A 22819-nucleotide genomic window follows, 5' to 3' on the forward strand; every position below is an offset into this window, starting at 1 on the left:
AATTGCCGACCGGGGCTTGGGCTTCCGGTCGGCGATGAGCCAGTCTATGACCCCCGCGACGCAATCGCGCCGCGGGGAGGAGGCGCCCGATGACTGAAGACTTGCGGGAAGGCCCCCTTACCTCGTTGACGCAGACGGCCCCTGCTCCGAAGCAGAAGCCGTCAGGCCGTGAGATGCGTCGCATCCGGCGCCGCCGCCGCCGTCGTGGCGAAGAAATGCTCGCGTGGGTGCTCGTGCCGCTGATCTGCGTCGGCATCTATTGGTGCATCACCGCCGGTTTCGAATTCATGGGGACGTCGCCGGGTCAGGTCTGGGACCAGCTCATGCAGGTCAAGGCGATGATGGAGAAGCGGCACTGACGCGCTGGGCCCGGCGCTGCCGCTGAGGCGGGAGCCGGGACCATGTTGACGCGTCGCGCGGCCCTCGCCGCTGGTCTTTTCACGACCTTGCCGCTCCCCGCTCGGGCCGCATCCGGCCCGGTCGCCATTGTCGGCGCAGGGGCGGCAGGGCTTGCAGCGGCTGAAATGTTTCGGCGGGCGGGTCATCCGTTCGTTCTCGTGGAGGCTCGGGACCGCATCGGCGGCCGTGCCCATACCGATCGCTTCCTCGGCCCGGAGTCGTCGTTCGATGCCGGGGCGCAGTACATCCATTGGGCCGAACGGAACCCCTGGTCCGCGATCGCGCGCAAGAGGGGCGTGAAGCTCAGCGATCAAGATGGCTGGGCGCGCAATCTCTTCATCGACGGTCGGCCTGCGACGGAAGCTGAACGCACCCAGCGACGGGCGGGTTTTGCCGGGCTCGATTCGATGATCGCGCCGAAGGGGGAGGATGCGTCCCTGGCCGATGAGGTTCGCCTCGCGGCCCCAGAGGTTCAGGCCGCCGTGTCGGGCCTCAGCCGATTATCCCTGGGAGAGGATCCTGCCCGGGTCTCCGCTGTGGATTACGACCGGCTTTGGTCGGGGAGCGACCTCTGGGTCGACGGCTATGGCGACCTCGTGGCCCGGCATTACGCCCATCTTCCGGTGCGGCTGAATTGCCCGGTTCAGCGCATCGATTGGTCGGGGCCGGGCGTGCGCCTGAACCTTCAAGACGGCACCCTCGACGCGGCGGCGGCAATCGTCACCGTGCCGGTCGGCGTCTTGAAGAGCGAAAGCCTCGCCTTCACGCCCGCCCTACCCTCTCCCACGCAGGCGGCGCTCAATGGCTTGACGATGGGGGCCTACACCAAGGTCGCCCTGCGGCTCGACCGAGCCAAGGTCGATCCCAGGGCCATCGGAGACGCCGTCTCCGTGATGCGAGACGGACCGACGATCTACCTGGAGATGGGTCCCTTCGGACATCCCGTCGCGATCGCTAATCTCGGCGGCGACATGGCCCGCGATCTGTGTCGCGCGGGCGAGGCCGCAGCGGTTTCACTCGCAACCGAGCGACTTGCTGTCTTGCTCGGAACGCAGACGACCGGCGCGGTGACGGGCGGTCGGCTCGCGGGGTGGTGGACGGATCCGTTCGCCCGCGGCTCCTACTCTATCGCTCTACCCGGCCATGGGGACGCACGCGAAACCCTCCACGCACCGATCGGCGAACGGATCTTCCTGGCAGGCGAGGCCCTCGCCGGGCCGAGGGCGATGACCGTGGGCGGCGCGACCCTGGATGGAGAACGCGCCGCCAAGGAGTTGCTGAAGCGGCTTCCGGCCTGAATTCAGTCCCGGCGCAGGACGTGGACGCTGAAGAGGGCGTCCGCGTCAGTCCAAACGGTCACCGTCTGCCAACCCGCGCGGGCGGCCAGGGCGCAAAAGGTCTCGAGCGTGTACTTGTAGCTGTTCTCGGTATGGATCGTTTCGCCCTGGCGAAACGCAAAGCTGTCGCCGCCGATGCGCACCGTTTGATCCTTGCGGGAAACCAAATGCATCTCGATTCGAGAGGCCTGTGTGTTGAACACAGCGCGATGCTCGAAGGCGTCGAGATCGAAATCTCCGCCGAGTTCGTGATTGATCCGCTTCAACAGGTTCATGTTGAACGCCGCCGTGACCCCGGCGGCGTCGTCATAGGCCGCTTCCAGGCGATCCTTGTCCTTCACGAGGTCGACACCGAGGATCAGCAGCGCATCAGGACCGAGGATTTCGCCGAAGCTGTCGAGGAGGGCTTCCGCTTCGGCCGGTTCGAAGTTGCCGACGGTCGAGCCGGGGAAGAACCCGGCGCGGGGCGCCATGCCGGTCGTCTCGGGCAGGGAGAAAGGCTTCGTGAAATCCGCGATCACAGCTTCGACCGCGAGATCGGGAAAATCCTGTCGAAGGGTCTTGGCTTGGTCGGCCAGGAACTCGCCGGAAACGTCCACGGGCACGTAGGCGGCGAGGTCGGGTAGATGGCGCAGCAGCCGCCGGAGCTTGGCGGTCGAGCCGCTGCCGAACTCCACCAAGGCGGCCTGCTTCGGCAGGACGTTCGCAATCTCCGGCCCGCGCTCATCGAGGATGCCGATCTCGGTCCGCGTTGGGTAATATTCCGGGAGGGCCGTGATCTGCTCGAAAAGTTCCGAGCCCGCCGCGTCGTAGAAGTACTTCGGCGATAGCGTCTTGTTGGGCTTCGATAGGCCCGCACGGACATCCGCGAGGAAGACCGGATCGGCGACGATGGCCTCGGGGAAGGTCGGATTGACGGTCACGGCAGACTCCGGGCTTCGAACGGGACAACGATGCGCCGCCACGAGGGGCGGCGCAGTCTTCAGGACAGCGGCTCGGCCAGACGCAGCCCGGTGAATTGCCAACGCTGATGGGGGTAGAAGAAGTTGCGATAGGTTGCGCGCGCGTGACCCTCCGGCGTTGCCACCGACGAGCCGCGCAACACGAACTGGTTCGACATGAACTTGCCGTTGTACTCGCCCAGAGCGCCCGGCAGAGGCCGGTAGCCGGGATAGGCGAGATACGCGCTGCGGGTCCATTGCCAGACGAGGCCGTAGGCGTCGGGCAGGTCGCCGTTGCGGGCGGCCACCTCCCACTCGAACTCCGTCGGCAGGACGCGGCCCGCCCAGCGGGCATAGGCGTCGGCCTCGTAGTAGCTCACATGGGTGACGGGAGCGTCGGGATCGACCGGCTTTGGCCCGGCGAGACTTGCCTGAAGCCATTGCCCGTCGTGTCGGCGCCAGTAGCCGGGAGCCTCCCATCCCTGTCCCTGAGCGGCGTACCACCCGTCGTTGAGCCAGAGGTCCTGCCGCCCATAGCCGCCGTCTTCCATGAAGGCGAGCCAGTCGCGGTTGCGCACCAAAGCCCGGTCGATCCGCACCGGCAGGATCAGGCTGTCGTGGCGCGGTGATTCGTTGTCGTAGGAGAAGCCGTCGCCCTCATGGCCGATGGCGGTGATCCCCTTGTCGAGGGTCACGCTCCCAGCCTCCGGCGAGGCGGTCGGGAAGCGCCAACCCTCGTCATAGATGGGATCGAGCGGGTTCTGCGCGAAGGCGTGGAGGATATCGGTCCAGAGCAGCTCTTGGTGCTGCTGCTCGTGGAATAGGCCAATCTCGAGAATCGGGAGGATGTCCGCAAGCGCCTTCTCGGACGCCTGCCCGAGCAGAGCCTCGACGGCCCGGTCGACATGGGCGCGATAGGTCGCCACCTCGGCGCAGGTCGGGCGGGTGATGAGCCCACGCTGTGTGCGCGGCTGGCGCGGCCCAGCGGCGACGTAATACGAATTGAACAGGTAGTGCAGGCGCGGATCGTGGATCGCGTAGCCCGGCAGATGCTCGGCGAGCAGGAACTGTTCGAAGAACCACGTCACATGCGCCCGGTGCCACTTGGTCGGGCTTGCATCTTCCATGGACTGGATCTGCTGATCCTCGGGGGAGAGCGGTGCGGCGCGCCGCTCCGTTTCGGCGCGCACGACGCGGTAAGCGTCGATCCATGCTTGCCGATCGATCGGCCTCGCCGTGACGGGCGGGGGCGGAAAGGCCGGGCGCGGTGCGTCCTGCCTGTCGTCCGTGGAGAGTGCGGCGGTGGCAGCCATGCAGATCCTTCCCTCTCGGCCGGAACCCGAAGGAGAGTTTTCTCGCCCGGAGGCGTTGCGGGGCAGATAGTCCCCGGCGCAGGCGCAGCAACCGTGACGCGGCGATTGTGTACAGCCACGCTCGCACGAGTTGATCCGGTGTCCGGTGGATTGATGGGATAGCGGGCCTTTCTCTCGCCGCTTTGAGGCGGCCTTAACCAACCCCCGGGGAAGCTCGTTATCCGTTCAGAGGGGAGAGGTGAGCGTTGCGATGCGGATCGACCTGATGGCTGGCGCCGGTCTGTCCTTCGCCCCGGTCGTAGCGGCACCGGAGCCGACGATCCTGGTGTTCGATTCCGGGCTCGGTGGTCTCACCGTGCTCGAAGCGGTGCGCCGGGCCCGTCCCGATGCCCGGTATGTCTACGCCGCAGACGATGCCGCCTTCCCCTATGGCCGCCTGTCGGAAGCTGCCCTCGTAGCGCGCGTCCTCGACGTGATAAGCCAGCTTATCGCGGCGCATCGGCCCGACCTCGTGGTCATCGCCTGCAACACGGCATCGACCCTCGTGCTGCCCGCCCTGCGCCAGCGCTTCTCGACGCCCTTCGTCGGTGTCGTGCCGCCGATCAAGCCTGCCGCCGCCACCACGCGATCAGGCCTCATCACCTTGCTGGCGACCCCTGGCACGGTGGCCCGCTCCTACACACGTGACCTGATAGCCACCTACGCCTCGTCATGTTCCGTGACCCTCGTCGGATCGCGCAACCTCGCGACCTTCGCGGAGGCCGAGATGGCGGGCAGCCCGGTCGATGACGCGACTCTGGCCGCTGAAGTCGCGGCCTGCTTCGTCACGGCCGAGGATGGGCGGCGGACGGATGTCGTGTGCTTGTCCTGCACGCATTATCCCCTTCTGCTTCCACGCCTGCGGGCCCTCGCCCCCTGGCCTGTGAGCTGGATCGACCCGGCCCCCGCCATTGCCCGGCGGGTGGTGCAGTTGCTCGGCCCGGGGGCACGGACGGAGCCGCACGGCGTCCTCGCCGCCTTCACCGCCGGAACCTGCCTGACGGGCCCGCTCCGCGACAGCCTCGCCCAGCGCGGCGTGAATGAAGTTGCGGTGGAGGCGATGCCGCTGCCTATGCAGTAGAGGTAAGCGCGTCAGAAATCTTAACGGTGTTTTAGGAAGGCGCCCGCACCCTCTGGACAGTGGGAGGGGCGACACATGCTCGAACATGGCGGCGGACTGGCCGGGCGGGACCGGGCACCGGGAGCCGCCGAGCGTTTTCTTTCCAAAGCTGTGGCGCATCGCGAGGCCGGGCGTCTGGACAAGGCGCGCCGGAACATCGGCCGTGTCCTCGATATCGCCCCCGACAATGCTGGTGCGCGCTACGAACTCGGAATGCTCGTCAGTCGCGCCGAGGGTCCCACGGCAGCGATCCCCCATTTCGCCGCCGCGCTCAAAAGTTCGCAATCGAACCCCGCGCATTGGCTCGCGCTGATCGGTGCCCTCCTCGAAACCCATCGGATCGCCGAAGCCAGAGCAATTGCCGAGCGGTTTCGTGCCGCTTGCCTCGCCACTACCGCGGCGAAGGCCGTCGCCGTGCTGGTGGACCGGGCCGTCGCCTATGGCCGGGCCTGTTACGACGTTCAGGATTTTGCGACGGCCGAGACTTACCTCGACCTCGCCATCGCCCTCGATGACACCCATCCCGATGCTACATTTCTCGCAGGCGCTGTCGCGGCCCGGACGAACCGGCTGCAACTGGCCTTCGATCTGATTAGTATCGCGATCTACCGCACGCCCGATCGCGCGCTGTATTTCGCGGGGCTCGGCGCCCTGCTCACCTTGATGAACAATGAGGACGGCGCCCGTTCGGCGCTCGAGAAATCTCTCGAACTCGACCCCGACAATGCCGTCGGCCATTCGAACATGGCGGGCTATCTTCACCGCCAGTCCCGTTATGCGGATGCGATGCGCCACGCCGACAAGGCCGTGGAATTGGATCCGAATTGCGGAGGCGCCCACGTCAATCGCGGACAGATCCTGAAGAGCCTCGGACGGCTGCACGAAGCCATCGCGGCGATGGACCGTGCCATCGCCATCACCCCGCGCGATATCGACGCCCATTCGAACCGCCTCTTCTCCAAGCTCTATGCGGGTGACATCCCGGCCGAGGACTACTTTGCCGACGCGAAGGCCTTCGGTCTTCGCTTCGCGGAACCGCTGCTGCGCAAGCGCCCCTTCACCAGTGACCGCGACCCCAACCGCAAGCTCAAGATCGGGTTCGTCTCCGGCGATCTCTGCGCCCACGCGGTAGCCCGCTTCCTCGAACCGTTCCTGGAAGAGTTCGACCGGACCCAGTTCGAGACGTTCGCCTACATGACACGGGCGACGGAAGATGGCCTGTCGCAGCGACTTCAGACGCATTTCGACCAGTGGCTGAACATCTCCGGCCTCTCGGACGACGCGGCGGCGGACAGGATCGAGGCCGACACGATCGATATCCTCGTGGACCTGTCCGGCCATAGCGCGCTGCACCGGCTCCTCGTCTTCGCCCGCAAGCCCGCGCCGATCCAGGTGACCTGGATCGGGCATCCAGCCACGACGGGGCTGACCGCGATTGATTATCGCCTGACCGACACGGTTCAGGACGGCGAGGAAGGCGACGCCCTTCACACCGAGACGTTGTGGCGCTTGCCGCGCGTCTCGGCGACGTACCGGCTCGCCGACGATCAACCGCCTGCGCGCGAGCGCCCACCTTGCGAAGATAACGGCTATATCACCTTCGGCGTGCTGAACCGCTTCGAGAAGGTGAGCGACATTGCGCTCGGTGTCTGGAGCCGCATCCTGGCCGCCGTGCCGGATTCCCGGCTGTTCATGGTGGTGGGTGATGCCGACACGCCCGAGGTCCGGCAGCAGATCGATGAGCGCCTGAGCCGCGCGGGTATCGCCCTCGACCGGCTGATCCTTCAGCCGCGCGTGACGAGTGGCTATTTCGAACTCTACTACAAGGTCGATATCGCCCTCGATCCGTTCCCCTATAACGGTGGCACCACGAGTTGCGACACGATCAGCATGGGCGTGCCACTCGTGACCCTGCGCGGCCTCACAGCGCCCGAGAGGTCCGGCGCGGTCATCCTCTCCGCGGTGGGGCTCGATGAGCCGATCGCGACCTCACAGGACGCCTACGTCGAGACCGCTGTGGCGCTCGCCACGGACCGTGCGCGTCTCCTCGGGCTGCGCCATGGGCTGCGCGAGCGGATGCTCGCCAGCCCCCTCACCGATCATGCCCGCCTCGCGAACGAGGTCGGGAAGGCGTTCAGGGCCATGTGGACCCGCTGGGCAGCAGGTGAACCATGCGCGCAAAGGTGAGGCAGCCGAAGGAGCCGTCAGCCAAGGCTCCGCGCCGGAAGGATCAGCGCGAGGGGATGGCCGCGCCCTCCCCGCTCCTCGATGATGCCCTGGCCCAACGGCTTGCCGCTGCTGCCCGCGATCCGGCCGTGCTGCGCGAGCCCTTTTCGGCGCCCGTGACCGGCCCAGTCTACGTCACCAAGCCGTTCCTCCCGCCCTATTCCGAATTCGAGCCGATGCTGCGGGAGATCTGGGACCGTAAGGTTCTGACCAATTGCGGCCCCTGCCATCACGAGTTCGAACAGCGTCTCGCAGAGTATCTGGGCGTGCCGCACGTGGCCGTGTTCAACAACGCCACCACCGCCCTCATCATGGCGCTGCGGGCCATGGGCCTATCCTCGGGCGAAGTCATCACCACCCCCTACTCCTTCGTCGCCACCTCGCACGCGCTGATGTGGAGTGGGCTTACGCCGGTCTTCGCCGATATCGATCCGGTTCATCTCAATCTCGATCCGGCGGCGGTCGAGCGGGCCGTGACGCCCCGCACGCGTGCGATCCTTCCTGTTCATTGCTACGGCCATCCGTGCGATGTCGCGGGCATTGCCGAGGTCGCGGAGCGGCATGGGCTGGTGGTCGTGTACGACGCGGCGCATGCCTTCGGTGTGCGAGATGCGGGCGGCTCGATCCTGCGCCACGGCGATCTCTCGGTGTTGAGCTTTCACGCGACGAAGGTGTTCAACACCTTCGAGGGTGGCGCGATCATCTGCCCCGATGCGGCGCGCAAGGAGCAAATCGACAAGCTTAAGAACTTTGGCCACGACGGCGAGACAACGGTCATCGAAGTCGGCCTGAACGGCAAGATGAGCGAGTTCAACGCCGCCCTTGGGCTGCTTCAACTGCGCTACATCGACGGCTGCATCGATCGGCGGGGCGCGATCGATGCGACCTACCGCGCGGGGCTCGCGGACATTCCCGGCATTGCCTGCCTCGATCCCGCGGGTGAGGTGCGGGCGAACTATTCGTATTTTCCGATCCTCGTCGGACCCGATTACCCGGTCGCCCGTGACGCGCTGTGGGAAATCCTGAAACGGGAAGGCGTGCATACCCGCCGCTACTTCCATCCGCTGATCTCGGACCATTCGATGTATTCGGGCCTGCCGAGCGCGGACCGCGCCGGACTGCCGGTGGCCGCCCGTGCCGCTGACCAGATTCTCTGCCTGCCGATCTACCCCGATCTCGAACCCGAGGTGGTCGCGCGGATCCTCGCCCGCATCGCCGACCCCTCGAGCGCCTGATATCGCCATGCGTGTCGGGATCATGCAGCCGTATCTGTTTCCGTATATCGGCTATTTCCAGCTGATCGCGGCGGTCGATCGCTTCGTGATCTACGACACGGTGAAGTACACGAAAAAAGGCTGGATCAATCGCAACCGCTTCCTGCGGGACGGAGAACCAGTCACCTTCACCCTGCCGATCGCTCGCGGGGCGGATGAACTCGACATCGGCGAGCGGCATGTCGCGGCCGAGTTCGCACCAACCAAGCTCTGCGCGCAGATCGCCCAGGCCTATCGCCGGGCACCGTTCCTTGCCGAGACCATGCCGCTGATCGAAGCGGTTCTGCACCACCGCGCCGATACGCTGTTCCTACACCTTCGCGAGGGCCTCACGCGGACCTGTGCGCATCTCGGCATCGAGACGCCGATCCTCGCCGCCTCAGCCCTGGAAGGCCGGACCGAACTGCGCCGACAGGTGCGCGTCATCGACCTCTGCACAAGGCTGTCGGCCACGACCTACGTGAACCCGATCGGCGGCACCGCGCTCTATGATCCGGAGGCTTTTGCCGAGCGCGGGATCGCGCTTCGCTTCCTCAAGGCCCGGCCGCAGGAATACCCGCAATTCGACAGGCCGTTCGTGCCCTGGCTGTCGATCATCGACGTGCTGATGTTCAACGGTCGCGACGGCACCCGCGTTCGTCTTCCCGACTGCGACCTCCTCACAGCCGACGAGGCGGCACCCGCTGGCCAGCCCTCGCTGCCGGAAGCCGCATGAGCGTGGAGCGTCCGCAGTTCCGCCGCAACCAGTCGGATGCGGATGCGATCGTCCGCCATCTCGAAGCCTGTTCGGACAGCTTCGTGCCGCCCCTTCACGGGCGCGTCGCGATCCCCGCCTACGCCGACAAGCTCGCGCAACGCGCCGAACGATTCGAGGCGTGGGAAGAAGACCGGCTGGTGGGGCTGGTCGCGATCTATTGCTCGGGCGAGAACGATGCCTTCGTGAGCAATGTCAGCGTCGTTCCCGACGCCGTCCGACAGGGCATCGGCCGCCGGCTGGTCACGGACGCCATTGCCCATTCGCGGCGGTGCGCCGAGGCGATGACACTACAGGTCGATCGCCGAGCGCCCGCGCTGGCACTCTATCGCAGCGTCGGATTCGCGCCGGAGGGTCAGGATGGCGACACCCTCACCCTTCGGCTGGACCTTAGACAAGACGCAGGTTGCTGCGGCTGAGATCCTTGATCGAGTGGCAGCCCATGAGCTTCATGTCCCGCTCGATCTCGTTGCGCATTAGTTCGAGGGCGCGCTCGACGCCCGGCTGTCCGGCCGCCGCGAGGGGGAACAGGTAGTAGCGGCCTAGGCCGACCGCCTTCGCCCCGAGGGACAGGGCCTTGAGCACATGGGTGCCGCGCTGGACGCCGCCATCCATGATGACGTCGATCCGGTCGCCTACGGCATCGACGATATCCGCCAACATATCGAAGCCGGTGGTGGAGCCGTCGAGCTGGCGCCCGCCATGGTTCGACAGCACGATGCCGGTGCAGCCGATATCGGCGGCGTGCTTGGCATCCTCCACCGACATCACGCCCTTGAGGCAGAACTGGCCGCCCCATTCCTGCACCATGGCGCCGACATCGTCCCAGGACAGGGCGGGGTCCAACATCTCGGTGAAGTAGCGGCTGATCGACAGCGATCCGCCCCCCATGTCGACGTGATTATCGAGCTGGGGCAGCTTGAAGCTCTCATGCGTCAGATAGTTGAGCGCCCAAGCTGGCTTGATCGCGAATTGGACCATGCCGCCCAGCGTCAGCCGGAAGGGAATCGAGAAGCCGGTGCGCTTGTCGCGCTCGCGGTTGCCGCCCGTGATGCTGTCGACGGTCAGCATCATCACCTGAATGCCCGCCTGCTTGGCGCGGGCCATCATCTCGCGGTTGAGGCCGCGATCCTTATGGAAATAGAATTGGTAGACCTGCGGGCCGCCGCTGATACGCCGCGCCTCTTCCAGGCTCACCGTCCCCAGTGACGACACGCCGAACATCGTGCCGAACTTGCCCGCCGCGGCTGCCACGGCGCGCTCGCCCTGGTGGTGGAACAGGCGCTGCAGGGCTGTCGGCGAGCAATAGACCGGCATGGCCAGCTTCTGGCCCATCACCGTCACCGACATGTCCACATCGCCGACGCCGCGCAGGACGTTGGGGATGAGGCTGCACGAATCGAACGACGAGGTGTTGCGCCGATAGGTGACCTCATCGTCGGCGGCGCCGTCGATGTAATCGAAGATCGGCCCCGGAAGGCGGCTCTTCGCCATGCGGCGGAAATCGTGAAACGAATGGCATTGCGAAAGGCGCATCACATCAACTCCGCCGGCGCTGGCGATCCCTCGGGACGGGAAAGGGGGCGCTTGAGGCGCCCCCTCGGGTTTGGCTCAGTGCACCACGGCCGGGACGACCGTCGGCGGCACCAGGGAGGTGAAGGGCGGCACGTAGGCCTGGAGCATCACCAGCAGGCCGACGAGGCAGGCCAGCGCGATCGAGTGGAAGAACACGTAGCGCAGGATCTTCGACTCGCCGCCGTACCACTGAGTCGCGGTGGATGCGACGACGATGGACTGGGCGTCGATCATCTTGCCCATCACGCCGCCCGATGAGTTCGAGGCCGCCATGAGGACGGGCGACAGGCCGAGCTGCTCCGCCGTGATCTTCTGAAGGCCGCCGAACAGCACGTTCGACGCCGTATCCGATCCGGTCAGCGCCACGCCGAGCCAGCCGAGCATCGCGCCGAAGAACGGGTAGATCCAACCGGTCTGAGCGAAGGCGAGGCCGAGGGTCGCGTCGGTGCCGGAGTAGCGGGTGACGTAGCCGAGCGCCAACATCGCCGAGATGGTGATCAGCGAATACCGGACGATATAGGCCGTCCGGAAATATTCCTTAATCAGCTTCAGCGGATTGAAGCCGAGGATCAGGCCGCCGACGATGGCCGACAGCAGGATACCCGAACCCGTGGCCGAAAGGATGTTGAACTTGTAGACCGCCGCCTCGGCATGGGCCTTCGCGACGACCGGCGGCACCTTGAAGACGAGGTTATGCAGGTACGGGACGTTCAGGTTGTAAATGTAGAGCGAGTCGAGCCACGCGCGGAACTGCGGCGTACCCCAGGCGAAGACGAAGACCGACAGGATCAGCCACGGAAGCCAAGCACGGAACACCGCTCCGGCGCTGTGGGTGCGGCCCGCAACGATGGGCGCGACGACGGGCGTGGGCCCGGCGGCGGGGGCGTCGGTATCGGTGGAGGTCCAGATCCGGGCGGGCTTCCAGAAGCGGAGGAAGCCGGCCAGCGCTGCCATGGAGCAGATGGCGGCGATGACGTCCACGAGCCACGGGCCGTGGAAGTTCGACACGAGATACTGCGGAATCGCGAAGGATACGCCCGCCACGAGCAGGGCGGGCCACACTTCCCACATGCCCTTGCGCCCGGCAAAGGCCCAGATGAGCCAGAACGGCACGATCACGGAGAAGAACGGCAACTGACGGCCGATCATGCCGGAGAGCTCGATGAGGTCGAGGCCGGTGACGGCCGAGAGTGCGATGACCGGGGCACCAAGGGCGCCATACGCCACGGGTGCGGTATTGGCGATGAGCGAAAGGCCGGCGGCGGCGAGCGGCGTGAAGCCGAGGCCCATCAGCATCGCAGCAGTGACCGCGACCGGCGTTCCGAAGCCCGCCGCACCTTCGAAGAAGGCGCCGAAGGAGAAGGCGATGAACAGGAGCTGCAGGCGCCGGTCCGGGGTGATGCCCGCGATCGAGTCCCGCAGGACGTCGAATTGCCCCGTCTGCTCGGTCAGCCGATAGAGGAAGATGACGTTCAGGATGATCCAGCCAATCGGCAGCAGGCCAAAGGCTGCGCCGTAGGCGGCCGTAGCGCCCGCCATCTGTGCGGGCATGCCGAAGCCGATCACCGCCACCAGCAGCGCCGTGACGAGGCCGAGCAGCGCCGCCGTGTGCGCCTTCATGTGCAGCAGGCCGATGCCGCCGAGCAGCACCACGATCGGCAAGGCCGCGAGTGCTGTCGACCCGAAGGCGTTCGATAGCGGATCGTATACTTGGTTCCACGTCACGGCGGCGGCTCTCCCTATGCCACGTCCTCGACCCTCCACGCCGTATTCCAGCGTTCGCGCGGGTGCCGAGACCGCTTCCCCTGTCGGGATTTTGAGAATGGTCGCCGATTTGGACCGGCGCCGCCCGTCTGGTAAAATAGTTTGACCAAACTCGTCAATTGGAAATATCAATTGTCCGTTGTATGCGTAGGGACATCCCCGGGCAGCGTTCGGGGGCGGGGGCGGATGATGGAGCAGGACCCGATCAAGGGTGCGAGCGTCGCCGAAAGCACGGCGCGTCATCTCAAGGATCTGATTGCGGAAGGGACCTTGAGCCCCGGCGACCTGCTGGCGCCGGAGCGCGACCTCGCCCAGCAGTTGAACGTGTCCCGGCCGACCCTGCGGCAGGGAATCAAGATCCTCGAGGATGACGGGCTCATCGTCTCGACGCCGGCGGGCCGCTCGGTGGCACCGCTCGGGCGGGAAATCTTGGACCCGCTCATTGCCCTGATCGCCTCGCACGCCGAGGTGGTGGACGATTACCTCGAATTTCGCGCCACGACCGAGCGGATGGCTGCGCGCCTCGCCGCGCAGAGAGCCAACGCCGTGGATCGCGACCGGCTGACCGCCTGCATGGAGCGGATCGACCGCGCCCATGATGAGGGTATCCACCGCGAGGAAGCGGAGGCGGATGTCGACCTGCACATCGCGGTCTACGAGGCCAGCCACAACCTCGTCGTGCTGCACACGATGCGCGCGCTGTCGGGCATGCTCCGGCAGGGCGTGATTGAGAATCGCGAGACGTTGTTCGAGCGCCCCGAGACCCGCGACCAGTTGAGGGCACAGCATCGCGAGATCTACGAAAGCGTGATGGCCGGAGATGCGGAGCGGGCGGCGGAGGCTGCCGAGGCGCATATCCACTACACGCATCGGGCGCTCAACGAGGTGAAGGCGGCTCAGGCGCGTCTTCAGGTCTCCCTCCGCCGCCTCAACCATGGCGGTCTCACGGCGCGTCACAAGGGCGAGCGCTAGCCGCGCCTTAGCCTTTCGCAGGCTTTCGCTTCGAGCTGCTCGACCCGCCTCGGCAACTCCCGAATGAGGGCAGTGCGCCGGAACGGGGTCATCTTCCGCCATGCCCGCGCCTCCGGGATCGTGCGCCCGCAGGCGATGCACCAGCCGGTCCTGCCGTCGAACTCGCAGACGGAAACGCAGGGGTTGTCCTTGGGCATGGCACTCGACACGGGATAGGGTACCCCCCTATATATCCATCTGTCCGTGAAAGTCCTCTCGATGGCGCACACGATCAAGGAAAAGACCAAGCTCCTGGCGCGCGTTCGCCGGATCAAGGGGCAGGCGGAGGCGGTCGAGAGGGCGCTCGACGCCGAACTTGGTTGCGCGGACGTGTTGATGCTGGTCGCGTCCATGCGCGGGGCAATCAACGGCCTGACCGCCGAACTGATGGAAGATCACATCCGCCACCACGTCGTGAATCCGGACAACGAACCGGATGCCGAGCGTGCGAAGGGCGCGGCCGATCTCATCGACGTCGTGCGGACCTACCTGAAATGACGAGGAATCCTCGATGACCTCGCTGCCTGAATTGCTTCAGCAAGGCACCGCGCATGCCTGGCTGTTCGTGCCGACCGCGATCCTGCTCGGCGTCCTGCACGGGTTGGAGCCTGGCCATTCCAAGACGATGATGGCCGCCTTCATCATCGCCGTTCGGGGCACCGTGACCCAGGCGGTCCTGCTCGGGCTCGCCGCGACGCTCTCTCACACGGCTGTGGTGTGGGTCATTGCGCTGGCCGGGCAGTATTTCGGTCAGTCGCTCGGCGAGAGTGCCGAGCCGTATTTCCAATTGGCTTCCGCCGTCCTGATCGTCGTCATCGCGGCCTGGATGGCCTGGCGAACATGGCGCGAGCAGCACCAGCACCTTCACCACCACCACGATCACCATCATCGCCATGACGCCGATCACGCGCATGATCACGCGCATCTTGATCTCAGCGAAGAGGACGATGCCCACGCCCGCGCCCATGCCGATGAGATCCGGAGGCGCTTTTCAGGCCGCAGCGTCACGACCGGCGAGATCGTCATGTTCGGCCTGACGGGGGGCCTGATCCCCTGCCCCGCCGCGATCACCGTTCTGCTGCTGTGCATCCAACTGAAGCAATTCAGCCTCGGCTTCGCGCTGGTCCTGTGCTTCAGCATCGGGCTCGCCCTGACCATGGTGTCCGCGGGCGTGCTGGCGGCGCTCAGCGTCAAGCATGTCGCTTCACGCTGGTCGGGATTTGGCTCCTTCGCCCGGTGGGCACCCTATGCCTCGTCCACCCTGATCGTGCTGGTCGGCCTGTATACCGGTTGGCTCGGATGGGAAGGCATCCGGAACGGCGAGACGGCTCACAAGACACTCTCGGCGGTCATGCCGCCTCCGTAAGAGGCCGCCTCCCGGAGGAAGGGCACCGGCCGGGGCCGCGCACGTTCTGCCCCAGGCGATGTTCACGCTGGGAGGGTGGTCCATGATCGAGAAGGCGGTGCGGGTCACCGAGAATGCCATCGAGAGCGGTGGCTTTATCGCCAGGGCCTATCTGCCCGGGCACCTCAAGCCCGGCCACGCCGATCACGGCCTCGGACCGCTGGCGGCCATCATGGAATCGTTCCTGGCGCCGGGCACGCACATCAAGCTTCACGAGCATGTGCAGGACGAGATTATCTCCTGGGTCCCGGCGGGCTGCATGCGCCACGACGATCCGAACGGCGAGCATCTCGTCGTGGATGCGGGCCATCTCATGGTGATGAACGCTGGACGGGGCTTCCAGCACGAGGAGCGGGTCCTGGCGAGCGATCCGCCCCTGCGGATGCTTCAGATCTTCGTGCGCCCGCACGCGCCGGACCTCGAACCCGGAATCCATTTCGGTCCCCTCCCCGCCCATGAGGATGGGACGTGGCGCCTCCTCTTCGGGCCGCCCGGCAGCATCGCCCCCTTCCACGTCCGCAACCGCGTGACGTGCCACGACATCCGCCTGGACGCGGGCGAGGAGGTCGCTCTGCCGAAGGAGTCCCGTTGCGACACCTACTTCTTCGTCTTCGAAGGTGGCATCGAGGCGGAGGGCACGCGCTTCTGCGAGGGCGAGACCGGCCTGTGTCTATCCGGCGATGCCACTACGATCCGTGCAAGCCAACCATCACTGGTCGTCGCCTTCGTGATCGACCCCGAAGCCGAGATATATCGCGGCGGTACGATCGGCGACGGCGAAACCGTGCAGCGGATGGCAGCGATAGCCCAGCCCCGCTGACAAGATCCGCATCCTGAATGCAAAATCCTACATCGCTATCTCCGTCTATAACCAGCTAAAACTGCAGCTCTTCAGATGTGCGCGAGAGCACAAGTGATCAGGAACGTCGCGCCAATGTTGCTGTTGTTCAGACATCCAGCGCATCGACGGTTCGAGCGCAGTCTGAAGGGGCAGAGATCATGATGAAGACCCGTATCGCCACTGCCGTTGCCGCTCTTGCCATGGGCGCCGCTTCGATCTCGACGGCCTCCGCCTATGATTTCGGCGCCCGTTATACCGGCTTCGCGCCCTACGGTGCTCCGATCAACGCCCCGCTCGGCGTGCACGACACTCCCTTCTACGACGCCTGCCCGATGAGCTCGGCGTCCGAGGGCAACGCCAACCAGCAGACCCGTCCGGTGAAGCAATACGGCCAGACCTCTGGCGGCTACGGCTGCTAATGACGCTTGCGGGCGCGGCGAGGGGGCCGCGCCCGACCCCGCATGATCCCGACACACGAGACAGCGCGGAGTGCTTCCACGATGCAGCGTTCACAGTGCTTCACCCGTCACGCCGCCATAGTCGCCATCGCGACGCTCGGCGTCATCGTTGGCCCCGCGATCGGCATGGCGGCCGGCTATACGGGAACCGGCGGCGGCCCCGAGACCACGGCGAACGCGCCTTACCGGTCATCCGTAGGCCAGACAGTCCCGCCCGGTCGCAGCGCCGCCCCCGATATTGATCCTAACTCCCGTACCGAACGACAGAAGCAGCTGGATTCTGTCCTCGACAGCATCTGCAACGGTTGCTGAAGCCCTCACATCTTCGGAGGAGCGTCGGGATTGTTCTCGTACCTGTCGCGGTGGGCGGCGGCACGCGCGAGCAGGATGAGCGTGACCGGTGTCGTCACCGTGAGGAAGACGCCGATCAGGACTTCCTGCATCACCAGATGGCCCTCCGTTATCGACAGGAGCAGCACCGAAGAGCCCATGATCAGGGCCATGCCGAGCGTCGCGCCGAGCGTCGGCGCATGGACCCGCTCGTAGAAGCTCTTGAGCCGGATGAGCCCGAAGGCCCCGGTGAGCGAAAGTCCAGCTCCCGCCAAAGCCAGCAGGACGACGATGAACGCCGCCCAGAGCGGCACGTTCGCCGGGCTCATCGGATAACCTCGCCCTGCATCAGGAACTTGGCGAGTGCGACCGACGCGGTGAAACCAAGCATGCCGATGATGAAAGCGGCCTCGAAATACAGCCCGCTTCCGGTACGCATCCCGTGAACGACGATGGCCAGCATGCCGTTAAGATAGAACGTATCGAGCCCGAGGATCCGGTCCTGCGCGCGCGGTCCGCGCAGCATCCGCCATGCGGCGAAGGCCATGGCGAGAACGAGCATCGCCTGCGCAAGGCCGAGCCCCCAATCGAGAACCGTTGCGGCGCTCATTCGAAGATCTCCATCAGCGGCCGTTCGTAGCGGTCCTTGACCCGGCGTATCCACTCCTCGCCATCCGTGAAGTCGAGGACGTGAAGGAGCAATCGGCGCGTATCGGAATCGTACTGCACCCACAGGGTGCCGGGCGTGGCCGTCAGGATGATGGACAGGAGGGCGAGGGCGAAGGGTTCGCGCAGATCGAGGGGGATTGCCACGAAGCCGGTCCGCCGCTCGCCCCGCCTCAAGCCCAAAATGATCCGGGCTACATCGATGTTGGATCGCACCATGTCGAGAAGAAACACGCCGAGGAGCTTAATCGCGACACCCGGCGCGCGTACCCGAACGGGACGTGCCTCGATGGCGCGCATGACGAAGGGCACCAGGATGCCGACGGCGAGTGCCAGAAGCAGGCTTCCGGGTGTCGGCGGCTCATTCAGGAGCAGCCATGTGGCGACGAGGGCGGCGGAGAGGAACGGGTGCGGCAGGATCCGGCTCACGTGGCGGGCCTCCCCTGATCGCCCAGCACGGCGCGAACGTAACTCTGCGGCTGAGTCAGCCAGCCCACCGTGGCATCCGCATAGGCCAGTGCCGGCCCTCCCCAGATGGACAAGGCTAGGCAGGTCGCCATCAGCCCCGAGATCGCTGCGAACTCGGACCTCGTCAGCTTCGGCGGTTCGGCCTCATGCTCGATCCAAAGGTTCAGGATGCCGAGCCGCACCAGCGGCATCAGCGTGCCGAGGCTCGAGAGAGTGAGGGCCGCGATGAGCCACCATCCCGCCGCCGAGGGCGTACCCGCCGACAGCCCGACGAAGATCGCGAGCTTGCCCACGAAGCCAGCCAGCGGTGGAACACCGGCCAGCATCAGCGTGCAGAGCAGGAAACCGACCCCGAGGATCGCAACGCCAGCAGGGATCACCCGCCCGATCTCGACGGCATCCGCATCATCGAAGGGGTCGCTGTATTCGTCCGCGAAGACGGGAACCGCGTGATCCTCAGGATCTCGCCCACGCTGAAGCACCTCCGCCAGAAGGAACAGCGCCCCGGCCGCGAGTGTGGAGCCGAACAGGTAATACAGTGCCCCGGCCAGCGCGGCGTCGCTGCCTGTCCCCAGAGCCGCCAGGATCGTCCCGGAAGAGACCATCACAGCGTATCCTGCGGCGCGGGTCAGGTCGCGAGCGGCGACGAGGCCGATAGTGCCGAAGGCGATGGTCGCGAGCCCGGCGCCGAACAGGCAGGCCTGCCCGAAGCCTTGCGACAGGCCCTCACCGAAGACGAGCAGGCTCAGCCGCACCACCACGTAAACGCCGACCTTGCTGAGGATGGCCAGAATGGCGGCGGCGGGCGCACTCGCCGCCGCATAGGTCGTCGGTAGCCAGAAGCCCAGAGGCCACGCGCTGCACTTGATCAGGAAGGCGAGTCCGAGGATCGCGCTACCGATCTCGAACAGAGCGAGGTCGCCCGTATCGGAGCCTGCGCCCGCGAGCCGCCGGGCGAGGTCTGCCATGTTGAGCGTCCCCATCGTCCCGTAGATCATGCTGACGCCGATGAGGAAGAACAGCGACGCCACGAGGTTCACGGCGATATAGCCGAGCCCCGCGCGGATCCGGGTCTCACCCGAGCCATGCAGCACGAGCCCGTAGGAGGCTGCGAGCATTACCTCAAAGAACACGAACAGGTTGAACAGATCGCCCGTCAGGAAGGCCCCGTTCACGCCCATCAGCAGCAGCAGGAACAGACCGTGGAAGCGGGGGCCGGCCCTACCCCACCGGGCGAAGGAGAAGACGAGGGCGCAGAGCCCCAGCACGCTGGAAAGGGCCAGCATCATCGCTGAAAGGCGGTCCGCCACCAGCACGATGCCGTAGGGCGCGGCCCAATTGCCGACGCGGTAGACGCGTGGCGCCTCCGTCACCCATCCGACCAGGAAGAACGCGATGCCCACCAGCGCCAGGACGGTGGCGAAGGACAGGGCCGCCTTCAGGGTGCGGCGGCGTTCGTCGAGCAGGAACATCGCGCCCGCCACGACGATGGGCAGCACGATCGGCAGCACGACGATGTGGTCGCTCCAGACGCTGTCGACGGCAAGATTCGTCATGACCGGGTTCATGGATGCGGGTTCCCGGCATGGGGCTCGGCCTCATGCGGCTCGCGCCCGTCGACGTGATCGCAGCCGGTGACGCCGCGCGCAGCCAGCAGCACCACGAGGAACAAGGCAGTAAGGGCGAAGCTGATGACGACGGCGGTCAGAACCAGGGCCTGAGGCACCGGGTCATCAACCGACACGACGTTGGGTGCTGCATCGAGAACGGGCGGCGCGCCCACGGTGAGCCGCCCCATGGCGAAGATGAACAGGTTCACCGCGTAGCTCAGGAGCGACAGGCCGAGGACGACCTGAAAGGTGCGCGGGCGCAGGATCAGCCAGACGCCCGCGGCGGCAAGGACGCCGATGCCGAGGGACAGGACGAGTTCCATCAGGCGATCTCCCCCTCGGCTTCGCGCTCGGCGCGTTCCGCCTCGGCGGCGCGGGTCCGCCGCCGGGATTGGTGCGCCAGGGCGACGAGCATCAGCACGCTCGCGCCGACAACGAGGATCATGATCCCGAGGTCGAAAACGAGCGCGGAGGCGAGCGGCACCTTGCCGATGATCGGCGCCTCCCAATAGGCGAAGGACGCCGTGAGGAAGGGGTGTGAGAACAACCACGACACGGCGCCGGCCAGCACCGACACCAGAAGTCCGACTCCGATCCACGAAATCGGCTGCAGACGCAGGCGCTCCTCCACCCATTCGGCGCCGCGCGCCATGTATTGCAGCATGAAGGCGATGGTCAGCGCGATGCCCGCCGCGAAACCGCCGCCGGGAAGGTCATGCCCGCGCAGGAACAGGTGCAGGGCCAGCAGCACGACGAAGGGGAACAGCCACGTGATGACCACCTGCGGCACCAGCAGGGCATCCGCGGCGGTCTGGCCCGGCTCGCGGCCCTCGCGGTCGCGGTCATAGGCATCGTGCCGGATCTGCTGAGCCGGGCGTTCCTGACTGTCTGGTGCGGGGCGGAATCGGCGCAGGAGCGCGAAGACCGTGAGCCCGACCACGCCGAGCACGCAGATCTCGCCCATCGTGTCGAAGGCGCGGAAATCCACCAGCAGCACGTTGACGACGTTGCGCCCGCCCGCCTGAGGATAGGCCTCTTCCACGAACCATCGGCTGATGCCCTCGACCGGGGGCGGGTCATCACCGCGTAGGACAGTCCCGCCAAGCCGATCCCGACGCCGAGCGCGATGCAAAGATCGATCAGACGGCGCCGCCGGGCCTGCGCCCGCTCGGAAGCCGGTGTCGGAATGGCCTCGTCGCGCTTCGGCAGCCAGCGCAGGCCGAGCAGCAGCAGAACCGTGGTGACGATCTCGATCAGGATCTGCGTCACCGCGAGATCAGGCGCCGACAGCCAGAGGAAACTCACGGCGCTCGTGAGCCCGGCGCCGCCGAGCAGGATCACCGCCGACAGGCGATGGTACTTCGCCCGCTCGGCCGCGCCGATGGCGCAGGCGGCGCCGACCAACCAGAGCAGGCCGAAGGCAGGGTCGAACTCCGTCAGCTTGCCTTTCTCGAACAGGTTCAAGCCGCGGCCGAGCCCGGTGACGGTCGCGCCAAGGAGGGCGGCGAGAAACAGAATCCGCAACTGCGGCTGAAGGCGCTCCGAGCCGAGTCGCCCTTCCAGCCAGCGGGCCCCGAGGACGATGCGCGTCATCATCTGTTCGAAGAGCCAGCCGCCATCGAGCCGGTCCGGTAGCCAGGGGCCGCCACGGGGATTGGTGTTGATCCGCTTGCCGAACGCCGCGTAGAGGGCGGCGCCCCCTGCCAGCGCCAGTACGCTCATCGCCAACGGCGCATTGAAGCCGTGCCAGATCGCGAGGTCGTAATCCGGTGTCCGGTCGCCGAGCACCGCCCTCGCCGCCCCCGCCAGCACGGGGCCGATCGTGAGGTTGGGCACGAGACCGATGGCGACGCAGGCCAGGACCAGCGCCTCGATCGGGATGCGCATCCAGCGCACCGGCTCATGCGGGGCATGGGGCAGATCATGCGGCGGCGGGCCGAAGAAGGTCTGCCGGATGAAGCGCAGGGAGTAGAGGACGGTGAAGGCGCTCGCCACGGTCGCGAGAACGGGCAGCGCGAGGTTGAGAGCATGGTCGCCCGTGTTATCGACCGCTTCCGCCAGGAACATCTCCTTGGACAGGAAGCCGTTCAACAGGGGAACGCCCGCCATCGCGGCCGCCGCGATGATCGCGAGGGTGCCGGTATAGGGCATGACCCGCCACAGCCCGCTGAGGCGCCGCATGTCCCGTGTGCCGGTCTCGTGATCAATGATCCCGGCGGCCATGAAGAGCGACGCCTTAAAGGTCGCGTGGTTCACCGTGTGGAAGATCGCCGCCACGACAGCCAGCGGAGAGTCCAGGCCGAGCAGCAGGGTGATCAGCCCGAGATGGCTGATCGTGGAATAGGCGAGCAGCCCCTTCAGATCGTGCTGGAAGATCGCGCTCCATGCGCCGACCAGCATCGTGATCATGCCCGCAGAGCCGACGATCCAGTACCAGCTCTCCGTGCCCGACAGGACAGGCCAGAGGCGGATCATCAGGAAGATGCCCGCCTTCACCATCGTCGCAGAATGCAGGTAGGCGCTGATCGGCGTCGGAGCCGCCATGGCGCGTGGTAGCCAAATGTGAAACGGGAATTGCGCCGATTTCGTCAGCGCCCCGAGCAAGATCAGCACGAGTGTCGGCACGTAGAGCGGGCTCGCGTGGATCGCTTCCCCTGCTGCCAGAACCGCGTCGAGCTCGTAGCTTCCGGCGATCTGGCCCAGCATCACCATCCCGACGAGCAGGCACAGGCCGCCCGCCGCCGTGATCGTCACCGCCATCCGCGCGCCGTCGCGGGCTGCGGCATTGTCGGACCAATAGCCGATCAGCAAGAACGAGACGACGCTTGTCAGTTCCCAGAAGACGACGAGTTGGATGAGGTTGCCCGAGAGGATGATCCCAAGCATCGCGCCGACGAAGGCGAGCAGGTAGCAGAATAGCCGAGGCACCGGATCGGCCTTGGCCATGTAATATTGCGCGTAAAGCACGACGAGCACGCCGATCCCCAGCACCAGTACGGAGAAGATCCAGGCCAAGCCATCGAGGCGAAGGACTAACCGCACGCCGAGACTTGGAAGCCAGTCGAGCGCGAAGGTGACAGGGTCAGGACCCGTGGCCAGCGGATACAGGAGCGCGATGCAGGCGAGGGCCGCCAGCGTGGCGAAACCCGCTACGCCAGCCGCTGCGCTGCGCGCCTCGCTCGGCAGACAGATCGCGGCGATGCTGCCGAGGAAAGGCAGGATCGCAGCCGTGACGAGAAGGAGTTCTGGCGGCATGGACACGGGGCTGAAACGCGCTCGCGCAGCCGA

The 22819-nt window shown here is 66.3% G+C and carries 23 protein-coding genes and 1 pseudogene; 13 read left to right on the top strand and 11 right to left on the bottom strand.

Going from position 1 to position 22819, the window contains the following annotated elements; genetic code table 11:
• Positions 1 to 89 precede the first annotated feature (89 nt).
• Positions 90 to 359, top strand: a complete 270-nt coding sequence (locus ACFQE0_RS25725; protein WP_378974753.1) for a hypothetical protein — start codon at positions 90 to 92, stop codon at positions 357 to 359.
• 42 nt (positions 360 to 401) lie between these two features.
• Positions 402 to 1697 carry a flavin monoamine oxidase family protein gene (locus ACFQE0_RS25730; RefSeq protein WP_378974755.1) on the top strand — a complete coding sequence of 432 codons (1296 nt, stop codon included), beginning with the start codon at positions 402 to 404 and terminating at the stop codon, positions 1695 to 1697.
• 2 nt (positions 1698 to 1699) lie between these two features.
• On the opposite strand, the gene egtD is transcribed toward ACFQE0_RS25730, so the two are convergent.
• Both egtD and egtB read right to left on the bottom strand, forming a co-directional pair.
• On the bottom strand, positions 1700 to 2659 hold the full coding sequence (egtD, locus tag ACFQE0_RS25735) for an L-histidine N(alpha)-methyltransferase (RefSeq protein WP_378974758.1): 960 nt from the start codon (positions 2657 to 2659) through the stop codon (positions 1700 to 1702).
• A 59-nt stretch (positions 2660 to 2718) separates the two neighbouring features.
• A complete protein-coding gene (gene egtB / locus ACFQE0_RS25740; protein WP_378974761.1) occupies positions 2719 to 3990 on the bottom strand; it encodes an ergothioneine biosynthesis protein EgtB in 1272 nt (423 codons plus the stop codon).
• Positions 3991 to 4240: 250 nt separating this feature from the next.
• Here egtB and murI point away from each other — a divergent pair, with 250 nt between their 5' ends.
• The 5 genes from murI (at position 4241) to ACFQE0_RS25765 (ending at position 9822) form a co-directional block, all read left to right on the top strand.
• A complete protein-coding gene (gene murI / locus ACFQE0_RS25745) occupies positions 4241 to 5110 on the top strand; it encodes a glutamate racemase (protein WP_378975707.1) in 870 nt (289 codons plus the stop codon).
• Between the two features lie 75 nt (positions 5111 to 5185).
• The gene (locus ACFQE0_RS25750; protein WP_378974763.1) at positions 5186 to 7336 is read left to right on the top strand and encodes a tetratricopeptide repeat protein; all 2151 of its coding nucleotides are present in this window, start codon (positions 5186 to 5188) and stop codon (positions 7334 to 7336) included.
• Positions 7321 to 8610, top strand: coding sequence for a DegT/DnrJ/EryC1/StrS family aminotransferase (locus tag ACFQE0_RS25755; protein WP_378974765.1), 1290 nt, complete (start codon positions 7321 to 7323; stop codon positions 8608 to 8610). The genes ACFQE0_RS25750 and ACFQE0_RS25755 overlap by 16 nt, the downstream gene beginning before the upstream one ends.
• A 7-nt stretch (positions 8611 to 8617) precedes the next feature.
• Positions 8618 to 9364, top strand: a complete 747-nt coding sequence (locus tag ACFQE0_RS25760; RefSeq protein ID WP_378974767.1) for a WbqC family protein — start codon at positions 8618 to 8620, stop codon at positions 9362 to 9364.
• Complete coding sequence (locus ACFQE0_RS25765; RefSeq protein ID WP_378974770.1) at positions 9361 to 9822, top strand: GNAT family N-acetyltransferase; 462 nt, start codon at positions 9361 to 9363, stop codon at positions 9820 to 9822. The genes ACFQE0_RS25760 and ACFQE0_RS25765 overlap by 4 nt, the downstream gene beginning before the upstream one ends.
• On the opposite strand, the gene ACFQE0_RS25770 is transcribed toward ACFQE0_RS25765, so the two are convergent.
• Together ACFQE0_RS25770 and ACFQE0_RS25775 are read right to left on the bottom strand one after the other, a co-directional pair.
• Entirely contained in the window at positions 9794 to 10939 is a 1146-nt protein-coding gene (locus ACFQE0_RS25770) for an alpha-hydroxy acid oxidase (protein ID WP_378974773.1), read from the bottom strand. The genes ACFQE0_RS25765 and ACFQE0_RS25770 overlap by 29 nt on opposite strands.
• Positions 10940 to 11014: 75 nt before the next feature.
• A complete protein-coding gene (locus tag ACFQE0_RS25775; RefSeq protein WP_378974775.1) occupies positions 11015 to 12703 on the bottom strand; it encodes an L-lactate permease in 1689 nt (562 codons plus the stop codon).
• Between the two features lie 225 nt (positions 12704 to 12928).
• Here ACFQE0_RS25775 and ACFQE0_RS25780 point away from each other — a divergent pair, with 225 nt between their 5' ends.
• A complete protein-coding gene (locus tag ACFQE0_RS25780) occupies positions 12929 to 13714 on the top strand; it encodes an FCD domain-containing protein (RefSeq protein WP_378974777.1) in 786 nt (261 codons plus the stop codon).
• On the opposite strand, the gene ACFQE0_RS25785 is transcribed toward ACFQE0_RS25780, so the two are convergent.
• Entirely contained in the window at positions 13711 to 13911 is a 201-nt protein-coding gene (locus tag ACFQE0_RS25785; RefSeq protein WP_378974780.1) for a DUF1289 domain-containing protein, read from the bottom strand. The two genes, ACFQE0_RS25780 and ACFQE0_RS25785, sit on opposite strands and share 4 nt — an antisense overlap.
• Before the next feature lie 61 nt (positions 13912 to 13972).
• On the opposite strand from ACFQE0_RS25785, the gene ACFQE0_RS25790 reads away from it, so the two are divergent.
• From ACFQE0_RS25790 to ACFQE0_RS25810, 5 genes are all read left to right on the top strand, one after another.
• The gene (locus ACFQE0_RS25790) at positions 13973 to 14251 is read left to right on the top strand and encodes a metal/formaldehyde-sensitive transcriptional repressor (protein WP_378974782.1); all 279 of its coding nucleotides are present in this window, start codon (positions 13973 to 13975) and stop codon (positions 14249 to 14251) included.
• Between the two features lie 13 nt (positions 14252 to 14264).
• Positions 14265 to 15119, top strand: a complete 855-nt coding sequence (locus ACFQE0_RS25795) for a nickel/cobalt efflux transporter (protein WP_378974784.1) — start codon at positions 14265 to 14267, stop codon at positions 15117 to 15119.
• An 82-nt stretch (positions 15120 to 15201) separates the two neighbouring features.
• Entirely contained in the window at positions 15202 to 15978 is a 777-nt protein-coding gene (locus ACFQE0_RS25800) for a pirin family protein (RefSeq protein ID WP_378974787.1), read from the top strand.
• Between the two features lie 182 nt (positions 15979 to 16160).
• Complete coding sequence (locus tag ACFQE0_RS25805) at positions 16161 to 16418, top strand: hypothetical protein (RefSeq protein WP_378975709.1); 258 nt, start codon at positions 16161 to 16163, stop codon at positions 16416 to 16418.
• A gap of 81 nt (positions 16419 to 16499) precedes the next feature.
• Entirely contained in the window at positions 16500 to 16769 is a 270-nt protein-coding gene (locus ACFQE0_RS25810; RefSeq protein WP_378974789.1) for a hypothetical protein, read from the top strand.
• 5 nt (positions 16770 to 16774) lie between these two features.
• Here the strand turns inward: ACFQE0_RS25810 and mnhG are convergent, their stop codons facing one another.
• The 6 genes and pseudogenes from mnhG to ACFQE0_RS25840 all read right to left on the bottom strand — a co-directional run bounded on the left by mnhG (position 16775) and on the right by ACFQE0_RS25840 (position 22786).
• Positions 16775 to 17116 (bottom strand): monovalent cation/H(+) antiporter subunit G, encoded by a 342-nt coding sequence (mnhG, locus tag ACFQE0_RS25815; protein ID WP_378974791.1) that lies wholly within the window; start codon positions 17114 to 17116, stop codon positions 16775 to 16777.
• Positions 17113 to 17397, bottom strand: a complete 285-nt coding sequence (locus tag ACFQE0_RS25820) for a K+/H+ antiporter subunit F (RefSeq protein ID WP_378974794.1) — start codon at positions 17395 to 17397, stop codon at positions 17113 to 17115. The genes mnhG and ACFQE0_RS25820 overlap by 4 nt, the downstream gene beginning before the upstream one ends.
• Positions 17394 to 17882: a Na+/H+ antiporter subunit E gene (locus ACFQE0_RS25825; RefSeq protein WP_378974796.1), complete on the bottom strand. Its 489-nt coding sequence runs from the start codon at positions 17880 to 17882 to the stop codon at positions 17394 to 17396. The genes ACFQE0_RS25820 and ACFQE0_RS25825 overlap by 4 nt, the downstream gene beginning before the upstream one ends.
• Positions 17879 to 19477 (bottom strand): monovalent cation/H+ antiporter subunit D, encoded by a 1599-nt coding sequence (locus tag ACFQE0_RS25830; RefSeq protein WP_378974798.1) that lies wholly within the window; start codon positions 19475 to 19477, stop codon positions 17879 to 17881. The genes ACFQE0_RS25825 and ACFQE0_RS25830 overlap by 4 nt, the downstream gene beginning before the upstream one ends.
• An 8-nt stretch (positions 19478 to 19485) precedes the next feature.
• Entirely contained in the window at positions 19486 to 19854 is a 369-nt protein-coding gene (locus ACFQE0_RS25835) for a Na+/H+ antiporter subunit C (RefSeq protein ID WP_378974801.1), read from the bottom strand.
• Positions 19854 to 22786 (bottom strand): annotated as a pseudogene (locus ACFQE0_RS25840) (monovalent cation/H+ antiporter subunit A). Before ACFQE0_RS25840 ends, ACFQE0_RS25835 begins: the two are co-directional and overlap by 1 nt.
• Positions 22787 to 22819: the final 33 nt, after the last annotated feature.

This window comes from Methylobacterium komagatae (genome assembly GCF_042661665.1).
In the GTDB taxonomy this organism is placed as follows: domain Bacteria; phylum Pseudomonadota; class Alphaproteobacteria; order Rhizobiales; family Beijerinckiaceae; genus Methylobacterium; species Methylobacterium komagatae.